Consider the following 15,743-nt stretch of genomic DNA (forward strand, 5'->3'; position numbering starts at 1 on the left):
CATGCCGAACGCCGCAGTTGAACTGCTCGAAATTGAACCGGATATTATCCAAGTGACCATGCAGGATAAAGCCCACAAAAACGCCTTCTCCAAAGAGCTGACGGATGGATTGATGGAGGCCTTCACCCGTATAAAAAAATCGTCAGTCTATAAAGCTGTGATTTTAACAGGCTACGGCCATTACTTTGCTTCCGGAGGCACACAGGAAGGCTTGCTCAGGATTCAGCAGGGCATCACGAAATTTACGGAAGACCGCATGTACTCTTTGGCGCTGGAATGTGATATTCCCGTCATTTCCGCCATGCAGGGCCACGGAATCGGAGGCGGGTTTGTCATGGGGCTGTTCAGTGATTTTGTCATTTTAAGCAAAGAAAGCGTGTATACCGCAAACTTTATGAAATACGGTTTCACCCCCGGAATGGGCGCTACCTTTATCGTTCCGAAGAAGCTTGGGACAAGCCTCGGACATGAAATGCTGTTAAACGGCGGCCACTACCGCGGCGGTGACCTGGAGAAAAGAGGAGTGCCTTTTCCGGTGCTTCCGCGGCAGGAAGTATTAGGCTATGCGCACGAATTGGCCCGCGAGCTTGCGGAAAAACCGAGAAATTCTTTAATTACATTGAAAAGGCACTTGGTGACGCCGTTACGCGAGCAGCTTCCGGCCGTCATTGAGAAGGAGTTAATCATGCACGACCAGACGTTTCATGATGATGAAGTGAAAAAACGAATCACGACGATGTACGGAGTATAAGAAATACATCATACATACAGATGAAATGGAGGCAGCTCTATGAAAAGTGATATGACGGCAAGCGGGTTACTCAAGCCATCTGTCAGCTATGGAAAATCATTGCGGCTTTCAGCGGATCAGCCGATGACGATTCCTGAAGTCCTGCATAAAACCGCCGCGGCAGCGGGAGATCAAAAGGGCATCACATATATACAGCCTGACGGCACCGAAGTGTATCAGACTTACAGCGGCTTGAAAAAGATCGCTCTTTCGATTGTGAAAGGACTCCGCCAATCAGGAGTGAAGGCTCAGGATGAAGTCATTTTACAGCTAAGTGACAATTCTCAGCTGATTCCTGCTTTTTGGGGCTGTGTTTTTTTAGGAGCGATCCCGGTTCCGCTTGCGGCCGCTCCGGCTTACACAGAAATGAACAGCGGGACGCAAAAACTGAAAGACGCCTGGACGCTTTTGAATCAGCCGTATGTCATCACGAGCCGTGAAGTGCTGCCGGAGATGACTGCATGGGCGAAGGAGCAGGAGCTTTCCGGGTTCTGCGCTTTGGCGGCAGAAGATCTTTCAGCGGAGGAAATGGCTGAGGACTGCCATCATCCCCGTCCGGATGATCTGGCGATGCTGCTTTTGACCTCGGGAAGCACGGGCACGCCGAAAGCCGTGATGCTCAGCCATGAAAACATCGTCTGCATGGTTAAAGGAAATATTCAGATGCAAGGCTATACAAGTGAGGATGTCACGTTTAACTGGATGCCTTTTGACCATGTCGGCGGCATCGGGATGCTCCATCTGCGTGATGTTTATCTCGGATGTGAAGAAATCAATATACCGAGCGAATCCATTCTGATGGATCCTTTAAAATGGCTTGATCTGATTGATCATTACCGCGCTTCGGTCACGTGGGCGCCTAATTTTGCCTTCGGACTGCTCGCCGATTTCGCAGAAGACATTCAAAACCGGAAATGGGACTTATCCTCCATGCGTTACATGCTGAACGGAGGGGAGGCCACGGTTGCGAAAGTCGGGCGCAGAATTATGGAGCTTTTAGAGCCGCATGGTCTGCCGGCTAATGCCATCCGTCCCGCATGGGGAATGTCCGAAACATCTTCAGGCGTTATTTTCTCAGATGAGTTTACACTGGAAAACACGAGTGATGATGATCGTTTCGTGGAGATCGGTCTCCCGATTCCGGGGTTTAATATGAGAATTACGGATGACCGCAATCAGGTGGTGGAAGAAGGAGAAATCGGACGTTTCCAAGTGTCGGGTCTGACTGTAACAAGCGGTTATTATGAGCGTCCGGACTTAAACGAGAGTGTCTTTACAGAAGACGGCTGGTTTGAAACGGGAGATCTCGGCTTTCTGCGTGAAGGCCGCCTGACGATAACGGGCCGAACGAAAGATGCCATCATTATCAACGGTGTGAATTATTACAGCCACGCCATTGAATCAGCCGTTGAGGAATTACCGGAAATCGAAACGTCATATACAGCGGCATGCGCCGTCCGGCCGAATCAAAGCACGACAGACGAGCTGGCGATTTTCTTTGTGACATCCGTTCCGTTGGATGAGAACCGCATGACGAAGCTTCTTCATCACATTCACCAGCATGTGACACAGAAAATCGGCGTCACCCCTGATTATCTGCTTCCGGTCGCAAAAGAAGACATTCCTAAGACGGCGATCGGGAAAATCCAGCGCACTCAGCTGAAACATTCATTCGAACAAGGACAATTTGATTCATTACATAATAACAAGCAAGAAGACGGCCGTTCAGAATCGGCTTCTGCGGAGAAAGAGATTGAACGGGATTTTATCCGTTTTCTGAAAGAGGAACTTTCTATCGCGGATGAACTCGTTGATCCGCATACACCGCTTCAAAGTCTTGGCGTCAATTCCATCAAGATGATGAAACTCGCCAGATCGATTGAAAAAACGTATCATATCCGGCTGACGGCGCGAGAGCTGCACAAGAACCCGACCATTGGCGCTTTAGCGGCTTATACCGCTGAAAAAGCGGGTAGCACCTCCGCTGATCATCATCCCGCAAAAGCCGAGCTGCCGGCAGAACGTGAGAAACAGAAAACGGCGCCAGCGCTTTCAGAAGTGCAAAAAGGGCTGTGGACATTGCAGAAAATGTCGCCTGAAACGACTGCATACCATGTCCCGCTCTGTTTCCGATTCACATCAGGAATCAACAAAGAGAAAATGAAGCAGGCGTTTCAGCTCGTATTAACACAGCACCCGATGCTTAAAAGCGCCGTGAAAGAAACAGACGGCGGGCTTTATTTCATAGAATCGGCAGATCCTTTTGTATTTATGGAAGAAGATATTTCTGACGTAAATGAATCACAAATACCCGCTCTGATACGGAAAAAAGTGAAAGAGCCGTTTGTCAAAGAAGGCGGACCTTTGCTGCGTGTGCAGCTGCTTTCAAAATCCGATGCGGAACATTATGTTTTGACAGTCATTCATCACATCGTGTTTGACGGCATTTCATCCATTACATTTATTCACAGCCTGCTGGATCACTATCAGGCGCTGCTTCAGGGAAAAGAAGAGTTTGCGGCTGCTGCTTCCGGCATTCAGCCCGATTACGCAGCTTGGGAAAAGCGGTACTTGGCAAGTGAAGAAAGCAAAGCTTCCCGCGCTTACTGGATGAAACAGCTCGGGGGCGATCTGCCCGACCTCCAGCTTCCGCCGATGCGCACGGACAGCAGTGCTCCGGAGTTTACAGAAGATACGCTGACACGACGCCTTCCTGAACGGCTGCTGAAAAATGTCACGGCGTTTGCCGCATCCCGTTCGATTCACTTGTCCACCGTCATGCTGAGCTGCTACATGGTGCTTTTAGCGAAATATACAGATAAGGAAGATATTGTGGCAGGCATGCCTGCAATGGTCAGACCTGAAGAACGCTTTGATGGTGTGATCGGTCATTTCCTCAACATGCTTCCGATCCGAAGCAAAGCCGGACGAAAAGAAACGTTTGCTGACTTTGTTCAAAAGGTGCAGGATGCCGTTTTGGACGGATTGGATCACTCATTTTATCCGTTTCCGAAAATGGTGCGTGATGTTCATGCGAAACCCCGGCAGAACGGTTCGCCTATTTTCAGCAACGCCTTTTTCTATCAGAACTTTCTGCAGGATTCAAGCTATCAATCGATGCTTGATGAATACAATGAATTCTCCTGTGAGTTTGTAAAAGACATTCATCAGGAAGGGGAATATGACCTTGTATTTGAAATGTGGGAAGAAGCATCCGGCATGGATCTTACGATTAAATACAGCACTGAATTATTCGATGAAGCAGGGGCAGCGAGACTTTTTAACCAATTTGTACAGGCCGCTGAATCTTTGACGGCAAATGCGGATATGCCGCTTGAGGACGTTTCTCTCATGAAAAAAAGAGAGGAGCAAATGATTCTTAAGACTTGGAATGAAACAAGCCGTGAGTATCCGGATGCCTGCTTCCATGAATTATTCGAACGTCAGGCGGCAGAAACGCCTGATGCTTGTGCGGTTGTTTATGAACAGCAAAAGCTGACATACCGCGAGCTGGATGAAAAAAGCACGAAGCTGGCGCTCTTTTTGCAGGCGCACGGCGCAGGGCCTGACGAACTGATCGGCATTTACACAGACCGTTCATTGCATATGGCTGTCGGCCTTCTCGGTATTTTAAAAGCCGGGGGAGCGTATGTGCCGCTCGATCCTTCTTACCCCGCTGACAGATTGGAATATATGATCGCTGACAGCAGGATTTCAATGTGCCTGACGACAGCTGATTTAGAGCATTCATTGAACTGGGGCGGCGTGCAGACAGCTGCCATTGACCGCGATTGGCATGACATTGAACAGACAGCGGCGGAAAGAACGTCGCTGAAGCGGCTGGTAACACCTGACGACCTGGCGTATGTCATTTACACGTCAGGCAGCACGGGCAAACCGAAAGGCGTCATGATTCCGCACCGGGCGCTGACGAATTTCTTATTATCGATGGCGCATGAGCCGGGTCTTTCGTCCGAAGATAAACTGCTTGCCGTTACGACATATTGCTTTGATATCGCGGCGCTGGAGCTGTACCTTCCTTTAATCAAAGGAGCTGAGTGCAACATCTGTAAGACAGAAGTCGCTAAAGACGCACGGAAGCTGAAAGAGCTGATTCAAGAGTACAAACCGACGATCATGCAGGCGACGCCGTTTACGTGGAAAATGCTCTTTCATTCCGGATGGACAAATGAAGAGAAAGTGAAAATCCTTTGCGGCGGCGAGGCGCTTAGCGAACAATTGAAGCAGCAATTCCTTGATACGAAAAGTGAGGCCTGGAATATGTTCGGGCCGACAGAGACGACAATCTGGTCCGCCGTGCAGCGTATAACGGAAAATGAGAGTGCGCTTACGATCGGGCGCCCGATCGCCAATACCCGTGTGTATATTATGGATTCGGGCCTCAATCCTGTTTTAGAAGGGGTGCCGGGAGAACTTTGTATCGCGGGAGACGGATTGGCTAGAGGGTATTTCAACAAGCCTGAGCTGACAGATAAAGCCTTCGTCAGCCATCGGCTCGAACTGGGGTCAAAGCTTTATAAAACAGGCGATATGGCACGTTTTCTTCCCGGGGGCCGCATTGAATACATGGGACGGATGGACAGCCAAGTCAAAATCCGCGGCTACCGTATTGAACCCGGAGATATTGAGAGCAGGCTGAATGCCCATCCGGCCGTTCAGGAAAGCGTAGTTGTTGTGAACAATCACTCCGGAAATGAAAAGCTTTGCGCGTTTTATATCCGGAAAGACGAAGAGCCGCTTCCCTCTTCAAAGGATTTGCGCAATCATTTGAAACAATCGCTGCCGGCCTATATGGTGCCAGTTTCCTTTATCCGCCTGAAAGAGCTTCCGCTCACACCAAACGGAAAAGTTGACCGCAAGCTTCTTGCAGCACGCGATCTGACAGAAAAACAGCCGCAAACAAAAACACGTTCTTCATCTCATATTCAGCAGGCGGTGCTGGCCATTTGGCAGGACGTATTGAAAAGCAGTGACATAGAGCTTGATGACCGCTTTTTTGATGCAGGGGGTGATTCGCTCCTTGCCGTGACTGTAACTGATCGGATTACGCAGGAACTGGATTGTGAATTCAGTGTGACGGAGCTGTTTGAATACGCGACGGTAAAAGACATCAGCCGGTTTATCGCTGAACAAAAACCGAAAGAAGTCATTTCTGCTCCTGTGCCGCAAAAGAAAGTGAATGCAGAAGACCGGAAAAACCCGCCGGGGGAATTTCCTGATTATTACGAAGACAGCGTAGCGGTTATCGGTATATCCTGTGAGTTTCCGGGAGCAAAGGATCATTATGAATTTTGGAATAATATCAAAGAAGGCAAAGAAAGCATCACATTCTTTTCAAAAGAGGAGCTCCGCCGATTCGGTATTTCTGAGGAACTGGCCAGTCATCCCGGCTTCGTTCCGGCGAAATCAGTTTTAGAGGGGAAAGAAATGTTTGATCCCGGTTTCTTCGGCTTTTCACCGAAAGATGCCGAATATATGGATCCTCAGCTGAGAATGCTTTTGCTTCATTCCTGGAAGGCGATCGAGGATGCGGGGTACGTTTCAAAAGAAATTCCGGAAACAAGCGTGTATATGTCTGCAAGCACGAACTCTTACCGCAGCCTGCTGCCGGAGGAGACGACAGAACAGCTGGAAACGCCGGATGGCTACGTGTCATGGGTGCTTGCCCAAAGCGGGACGATTCCGACGATGATTTCTCATAAACTCGGGTTGAAAGGGCCGAGCTATTTTGTTCATGCCAACTGCTCATCTTCCTTAATCGGCCTGCATTCGGCTTTTCAAAGCCTGCAGTCCGGGGAAGCTAAGTACGCCCTTGTCGGCGGTGCGACTCTTCATACGGAATCAAATGCCGGGTATATTCATCAGCCGGGGCTGAATTTTTCAAGCGACGGGCATATTAAAGCGTTTGATGCGGCTGCTGACGGAATGATCGGCGGTGAAGGAGCCGGCGCCGTACTCTTGAAAAAAGCTTCGGATGCCGTTAAGGATGGCGACCATATTTATGCGCTGCTGCGCGGAATCGGAGTCAATAACGATGGAGCGGATAAGGTCGGATTTTACGCGCCGAGCGTTAAAGGACAAGCTGACGTCATTCAGAAGGTTATTGATCAGACGGGCATCCATCCTGAAACGATCGCATACGTCGAAGCTCACGGCACAGGAACGAAACTCGGCGACCCGATTGAACTGTCCGCTCTTCAATCAGTGTACGGCCGATATACAGATAAAAAACAATACTGCGGCATCGGATCAGTCAAAACAAATCTCGGACATTTGGATACAGCGGCCGGAATGGCTGGCTGCATCAAGGTTGTCATGAGCTTATACCAGCAGGAAATCGCGCCGAGCATCAATTACAAAGAGCCGAACCCGAATCTTCATTTAGAAGACTCTCCGTTTTACGTTGCGGAAGCCAAGAAAGAGTTAGGCCGGGAGAACACGGCACACCGCATGGCTTTGAGTTCATTCGGGCTTGGCGGAACAAACACACATGCGATTTTTGAGCAATATCCGGATGCATCTGAAGCAAGAGACTGGGGCGGTCCGTTCATCATTCCGTTGTCTGCCAGAAAAAAAGACCGTCTGAAGGAATACGCAAAACAGCTGCTTGCTTTTCTGGAAGGAAAAACGGATGCTGATCTCGCTGATCTTGCCTACACTTTCCAAGTCGGAAGGGAAGCGATGGAGGAACGTGCGGCTTTTATTACAAGCGGAACAGCGGAGCTGAAGCAGCAGCTTACGGATTTTATCAATGAAAAGCCGGCTATAACAGGCTGCTATACGGGAGAAAAACAGCAGGCGAAAGACATTGCCTGGCTTTCTGATGATGATGACAGCGCTGAACTTATCGAAAAATGGCTTGCGAAAGGAAAAGGATCGAAGCTCGCTGAGATGTGGAGTAAAGGTGTCGCCATCAATTGGCGCAAGCTTTACAAAGACAAGCATCCGAAGCGAATCAGCGTGCCGGTCTACCCGTTTGCAAAGGAACCGTACTGGCCGAAAAAAGCAGGAAAGAAAACATCTGCCGCACACAACGGAATTTCAGTTTTACACCCGCTCGTGCAGCAAAACACGTCAGACTTGGCCATTCAGCGGTTCAGCTCACTGTTTACAGGCTCAGAATTTTTCCTGAAGGATCATGTGGTCAGGGAAAAAGCGGTGCTGCCGGGAGCGGCATATTTGGAAATGTCTTATGAAGCGGTAAAACGGGCGCTTGGCGGTTTATTAAAAGACGGCGACAGAATTACGCTCCATCATACGGTCTGGCTGAAGCCGATCGTCGTTCACGAACAAGAGCGCCAAGTCCATATTGCGCTGTCTCCAGAAGAAGACGGAATCATCTCGTATGACATTTACAGCGTAAACGCTGACGATGAAGAAGTGCTGCACAGCCAAGGACGGGCCGAAATCATAAAGGCTGAACAAGAGCCTGAGGCAGACCTTTCCGCCATACAAAATAGGTGTACAGCTGACATCCTTGATCCGGCGGCCTTTTATCGGGAAGGCAGAAGCAGGGGGATGTTCCACGGAAAAGCGTTCCAAGGCATCAAATCCGCCTTGATCGGCGAAAAAGAAGTGTTTTCGGACATACAGCTTCCGGCTTCGGTTTCTCACACGAACGGGCAATTTACACTTCATCCGAGCATTATTGATTCGGCTATTCAGACGGCGACAATCTGCATTATGCAGGAGTTTTCCGGACAAAAGCTGATTCTGCCGTTTGCGCTTGAATCCCTTGAAGTCGTCAAAGCATGCACGCCGACTATGCGGGCGCATGCACGCTTCAGCGAAGGATATCAAGCCGGCGATTCCGTGCAGAAAGCCGACATTGACCTGTTTGATGAAACAGGAGCACTTTGTGTGAAGATAAGAGGCTTCTCTACGAGAGTGCTTGAAGGGGATGCGGAATCGGCTCAGTCGCCATCCGGCTCGGAAAAGGTTTTATTTGAACCGGTCTGGAAAGAAGCTGCGGCATCCGATGAAGCTTCGGTCCATGCTGATGAGCATTTGATCATACTTTGTGAAGAGGCCGGCCATGTAAAAGATAAAGTGGCATCCGTCCTGAAAGACGCCAAACTGCTGTTTGTTGAAAGTGAGGACGAAACAGCCGCTGAACGTTTCCAAAGCTATGCGCAGACGATCGCTGAACACATCCAGCGGATCATCAGCGAAAAAAGGCAAGGCCGCATTCTGATTCAGACCGTTATTTCAGCAGACGGCAGCCAGCAATTGTTTGCCGGATTAACAGGTCTGTTAAAAACAGCCGAGCTGGAATACGGAAAACTTGACTGCCAGCTCATCGAAATAGACTCAATCGGCAAAATGACGGCTGTCGCTCAAAAACTGAAAAACGACAGTCATCGGCCGCATGATAAACATATCCGTTATAAAGGAGAAAAACGGTATGTGAAGGCTTGGGAAGAAATGAATCCGGCAGGAAGCGGCACCGTCTGGAAGGACGAAGGCGTATATTTGATTACCGGGGGCGCCGGAAGCCTGGGCTTGATGTTCGCACAAGAAATCGCAGGTCGCGTAAAACACCCGAATGTCATTCTGACCGGCCGCTCTGATCTGACTGAAGCCAAGCAGCGCGAGCTCGCTATGCTTCGGCAGGCAGGTGCAAATGTCGTCTATAAAAAGCTGAACGCGGCAAACCGGCGGGAAAACGAAGCGCTGATAAAAGAACTGACGGCGGAATTCGGGAAGCTTAACGGAATTATTCATGCTGCGGGAGTGATACAAGACCGCTTTCTGCTGCAAAAAACGAAGGAAGAGTTCAGTGAAGTGCTGGCTCCGAAAGTGATCGGCACCGCTTATTTAGACGAAGCCAGCAAAGATTGCAACCTTGACTTTTTCGTATTGTTCTCCAGTGTTTCCGGTGTTCTCGGCAATGTCGGACAGGCTGATTATGCCGCCGGCAACGCGTTTATGGATGCGTACGCCGCTTACAGGCAATCCCTTACGGAGAATGGCCTGCGGCACGGAAAAACGATCGCCTTTAACTGGACGCTGTGGAAAGACGGCGGCATGCAGGCAGGAGATGAGACCGAGAGAATGATGAAAAAATCCTTCGGCATGGTTCCGCTGCAGAAGGCGGCAGGTCTGGCTGCATTTTATGAAGGAATGGCTCAGGAAAAGCCGCAGCTATTAGCGGCTGAAGGACACGCAGCAAAATTGAAACGGACGTTCCTAACCGTTTCTGAATCTGAAAAACCGCAGGAGAAGACGAACGAGCCTGTATCCGCCGGCTCAGCAGGCAAATGGCACGATTCGCTTATCCGAATGGTGAGTGCAATATTAAAAGTCGGCCAAGAAGAGATTGATATAGATACGGAACTGAGTGAATACGGTTTTGATTCTGTATCGTTTACCGTCTTTACGAATCAATTAAATGAAACGTATCAGCTGGAACTGGCGCCGACAATTTTCTTCGAGCACGGAACGATCCGCAGTTTAGCGGAGTATTTGACAGATGAGGCAGAAGGCGGGCTTCCTTCTCAGCCGGAAGAAACACAAGATGCGGAAGAATTTCTTCAAACGCTTCATATCGCTTTGACAGCTATGGTAAGCGAAATTTTAAAAGTCGGCCGTGATGACATTGATATAGAAACGGAATTGAGTGAATACGGTTTTGATTCTGTATCATTTACCGTCTTTACGAATCAATTAAATGAAGCGTATCAGCTGGAGCTGGCACCGACGATTTTCTTTGAGTACGGGACGGTCAGCGATCTCGCCGGATATTTGGCAAAAGAGCATCCGGGCCGTTTCGGCGAAAAGAAGAAAGAGTCACCGAAAGAAGAGCAGCCAAAAGCCCGTAAGCCGAAAATGGAGCGAAGAAAGCGATTCGCGACGGTAATGAACGCTGCGGCAGAGACAAAAGAGCCGCGCCGCTTCGATCCGGTTGCCATTGTCGGAATCAGCGGCCGATTCCCGGGCGCGAAGGATATAGAGGAATTTTGGCGCAATCTGAAAGAAGGAAAAGATTCTATCACAACCATCCCGAAAGACCGCTGGGATTGGGAAGCGTTTGATGGCGATCCGAATCTAGAAGGAAACAAAACGAACATCAAGTGGGGCGGCTTTATTGACGGAATAGCTGAATTTGATCCGCTGTTCTTTGGCATTTCAGCGCGGGAAGCCCAATATTTAGATCCGCAGCAGCGGCTGTTATTGACTTATGCATGGCGGGCGATAGAAGATGCGGGCTGTAAGCCGGAGAGCCTTTCCGGTACAAATCCGGGCGTCTTTATCGGCACCGGAAATACCGGGTATAAAGATTTGTTCACAAGAGCGGGTCTTGCGCCGGAAGGACATGCGGCGACAGGCAGCATGATTCCTTCCATAGGGCCGAACCGTTTGAGCTATCTGTTAAATCTTCACGGGCCGAGCGAGCCGATTGAAACAGCATGCTCAAGCTCGCTTGTGGCGATCCACCGGGCGGTATCCGCTATAGAAAACGGAGAATGCGACATGGCGATTGCCGGAGGGATCAACACGATTCTGACGGAAGAAGCACATATCAGCTACAGCAAAGCAGGCATGCTCAGCAAAGACGGAAAATGCAAAACCTTCTCCAAGGATGCCAACGGGTATGTCAGAGGAGAAGGCGCGGGAATTCTGATGCTGAAGAAATTGACAGATGCCGAACGGGATGGAAATCCGATTTACGGCGTGATCCGCGGTACGGCGGAAAATCACGGCGGCCGGGCGAATACGTTAACCTCGCCGAATCCGAAACTGCAGGCTGACTTATTGGTGAGAGCTTATCGGAAAGCGGGAGTGGATCCGAGCACCATCACGTATATTGAAGCGCACGGTACAGGAACGGAATTGGGTGATCCGATTGAAATAAACGGTTTGAAAGCGGCGTTTCACGAGCTTTCGAAAACAAATCAGCAGCCTGAAGTCTCTGATCACCGCTGCGGCATCGGCTCGGTCAAAAGCAACATCGGCCATTTGGAGCTTGCCGCGGGAGTATCAGGCGTAATGAAAGTGCTTTTGCAAATGAAGCACAAAACGCTGGTTAAAAGCCTGCATTGCGACACAATCAATCCTTACATTCAGCTGGATGACAGTCCTTTCTACATCGTGCAGGAAAATCAGGAATGGACGGCAGCGGAAGATAGAAACGGAAATGCCATTCCGCGCCGGGCCGGGGTCAGCTCATTTGGCATCGGCGGGGTCAACGCCCATATTGTCATTGAAGAGTATGTCCCGCAAGAAACCGCTCAGCCTGAGCACAGTCCGGAAAATCCGGCCATTATCCTTCTATCCGCCAAATCAAAAGAAAAACTGTTTGAACAGGCGCAGCAGCTGCAAAAAGCGATCCGACAAACACCGTACACAGATCAAGACTTGGCGGCTGTCGCTTATACACTGCAAACCGGAAGGGACGAAATGGAAGAGCGTTTGGCCATTCTCGCAGCGACGATGGCGGAATTGGAAACAAAGCTGGAAGCATTTACGGGAAATGAGAAAAACACCGCCGGGCTGTATACCGGCCAGTCTCACCGCAATAAAGATACGTTTGCCTTGTTCACGGCGGATGAAGATATGGACATCGTTATTGATGCCTGGATCAGAAAAGGAAAATTCGCCAAGCTGGCAGAGGTATGGGTGAAAGGCGGCGTGTTGAATTGGAACCGCCTGTATGAAAAAAAGACGCCGCGTTTAGTCAGTCTTCCGTCTTATCCGTTTGCCAAAGACATGTATTGGGTGCCGGAGAATCCCGAAAAGAATCAGGCTCGTACAGAAGAGCGGATCAAACGCATTTTGACGAAACAATGGGAGCTGAGCCCGCTTGAACTGCGTGAACCGTGCACACGCCCCGTTGCGATTTTGACAGGCGGGGACACGATGAATCTCGCAGAAGAGATCGCCGGGCATATGCCGAACAACCGGATCATCACAACAGCAGACCTTACTGGTGAATATGACTGGCAGGCGTTTGACGGAGTCATCGATCTCCTTGGTGCAGCGAAAGAAGATCCTGAAGGCATGACCGGTATCCAATGGCTTCAGCAATTGATTGAGCATGGGCATAAAGACGGACTGACACTGCTTTGTGTCACGAAAGACCTTGAATCAATAGGAAAAGAGGCCAATCAAACAACCGGATCAGAACGGGCCGGTCTGTACAGAATGCTGGCATACGAGTACAGTCATCTGTCATCAAGGCACCTCGACCTTGAAGGAGTGCTGCCGGATGAAACACTGGCGAAGCAAATTGCTGATGAGTTTCATGCCCGCACTGATGACGCGGAGGTTTGCCGGAGGGACGGCTTGCGCTACCGGGGCGTATTGAGAGACTCAGAAAACATAGATTTAAAAGTCGGGAGAATTGAATTTCCGCAAAACCATGTGCTTTTGATCACCGGGGGCACAAGGGGTATCGGCCTTTTATGCGCACGACATTTTGCCGAACATTACGGTGTGAAAAAATTGGTGCTTACAGGCCGTGAGACCCTTCCGCCGCGAAATGAGTGGACAGGCAGCCTGAATGGGATGCCGGCTTCTGTAAAAGCGAAAATAGAAGCTGTTCTCGATTTGGAATCCAAAGGTGTACAAGTGAATGTCTTGTCAGTTTCGTTAGCGGATGAAGCCGGGCTGAGACAGGAACTGAATCAGATAAAGCAGACGCTCGGGCCCATCGGCGGCGTTATCCACTGCGCAGGTGTGACAGATAAAGAGACGCTCGCATTTATCAGAAAAACCGATGAGGATATACAGCGGGTGCTTGAGCCGAAAGTAGACGGGCTTCAGGCGTTATACAGTGTGCTGAGCGGTGAACCGCTGGAGTTTTTCGTCCTGTTTTCTTCCGTGTCAGCTGCGATACCGGCGCTTTCGGCAGGACAGGCCGATTATGCCATGGCCAATGCGTATATGGACTATTTTGCAAACTCATTCAAAGAGCAATTGCCAATAGTGAGCATTCAGTGGCCGAACTGGAAAGAAACCGGAATGGGCGAAGTGACGAACAAAGCTTATAAAGAGAGCGGCTTATACAGCATCACGAACGCAGAAGGATTACAGCTCCTTGACGGCATACTTCTGGAATCAGCAAGGGGCCCGGTGATGCCGGCCGTTCTGAATCCTAAGCTGTGGAAACCGGAGCAATTCATGCGGCGGAGCAGGCAGGATAAGCCAATAAGTCCGGCTATGGTAAAACCGGCGGGAAAAACCACTGATACTGCCGGAGACAACGCACAATTAGCAAGCAAAACAGAAGAATGGCTCACGGGATTATTTTCTGAAGAACTGCGGATTGATCAGGAGCAGCTTGAGACAGATGTATTATTCCAAGAGTACGGAGTGGATTCTATTATCCTTGCCCAGCTTCTGCAGAGGATCAATCGGGATCTCTCGGCATCTCTTGACCCGTCAATTCTGTATGAATATCCGACCATTCAATCTTTCGCAAATTGGCTTCTCAAGGGACACACAGAGGTGTTGTCAGATCTGTTTAATTTGAAGGCGGACAATCCTGTTTCAAAAGCGCCGGCTGAGCCGGCAATTGAAACACAAGCGGTATCGGTGCAACTAGAGCCGGCCGGAAAACAGATTCACGGTGAAGATATTGCGGTCGTCGGCATGTCCTGCCGGTTTCCGGGGGCGGCTTCCTTAGAGGAATACTGGTCGCTTTTGGCTGAAGGCCGTTCGGCCATCCGTCCTGTTCCGGCTGAGCGATGGGGTTTTAAGACGCCTTATTACGCGGGAATGCTTGATGGAATTCATCAATTTGATCCGGACTTCTTTTTACTGGCTGAAGAGGATGTAAAGGCAATGGACCCTCAAGCTCTGGCTGTTCTGGAAGAGTGTCTTAACCTGTGGTATCACGCGGGCTATTCGCCGGATGAGATCAAGGGGGATGCGATAGGTGTGTATCTTGGCGGACGGAGCCGTCACAGACCGGGTGAAGAGAAACTGCTGGATGCGAAAAATCCGATTGTCGCGCTTGGGCAGAACTATTTGGCTGCAAATCTCTCCCAATACTTCGATATGCGCGGCCCGAGTGTTGTTCTGGATACAGCCTGCTCTTCTGCCTTAGTCGGAATGAATATGGCCGTGCAAGCCCTTGTAACAGGAGAAATAAAAGCGGCCGTTGTCGGCGGCGTGAGCCTGTTTGAATCTGAAGAAACCCATAAATTGTTTGAACAGCGCGGCATTTTAAGTAAAGCGCAGTCGTTCCATGTGTTTGACCAACGCGCAGATGGAGTCGTGCTGGGCGAGGGTGTCGGAATGGTTCTTTTAAAAACCGTGTCTCAGGCCATTGAAGACGGAGATTCGATTTATGCCGTAGTGAAGGCGGCTTCTGTCAATAATGACGGAAGAACGGCAGGACCGGCTACGCCGAGTCTGGAAGCGCAAAAAGCCGTCATGAAGACGGCACTTGAAAAAAGCGGAAAACGGCCGGAAGAAATCACCCATATTGAAGCGAACGGTTCAGGTACGGCCGTTACTGATCTGTTAGAACTGAAGGCCATTCAATCCGTCTACCGCTCAACAGACGCCGGCCCGCTCGGAATCGGCTCTGTGAAACCGAACATCGGGCACCCGCTTTGCGCGGAAGGAATTGCAAGTTTCATAAAAGTTGTGCTCATGCTGAAAGAGAAAAGCTTTATCCCGTTTTTATCAGGCGAGCATGAACATACACACTTTGACAGAGAAAAGGCCAATATTCAGTTCACCCGCACTCTGGCAGACTGGCCGTCACCAATACCGGCGGCAGGAATAAACTGCTTTGCCGACGGCGGTACAAACGCCCACGTCATTGTGGAAGCGTGGCAGAAAGACGAAGGGCGCCGCATCAAGCGCCATCCTTTAACACCGCCAGTATTAAATAAGCGGCTGATTTCGCCGGACAGCAAAGAAGAAGCGAACGAAAAAGCTGCGGCAAACATCTGGGATACCTATGAAGTGGAGGTTTAAC

The 15,743-nt window shown here is 50.0% G+C and carries 2 protein-coding genes; both read left to right on the plus strand.

Going from position 1 to position 15,743, the window contains the following annotated elements:
- Window position 1: 1 nt before the first annotated feature.
- Entirely contained in the window at window positions 2-751 is a 750-nt protein-coding gene (locus BAMF_RS29565; RefSeq protein ID WP_013352334.1) for a polyketide synthase, read from the plus strand.
- Between the two features lie 39 nt (window positions 752-790).
- Window positions 791-15,742, plus strand: a complete 14,952-nt coding sequence (locus BAMF_RS29570; RefSeq protein ID WP_013352335.1) for a non-ribosomal peptide synthetase — start codon at window positions 791-793, stop codon at window positions 15,740-15,742.
- Window position 15,743 lies beyond the last annotated feature (1 nt).

This window comes from Bacillus amyloliquefaciens DSM 7 = ATCC 23350 (assembly GCF_000196735.1).
Taxonomy (GTDB): domain Bacteria; phylum Bacillota; class Bacilli; order Bacillales; family Bacillaceae; genus Bacillus; species Bacillus amyloliquefaciens.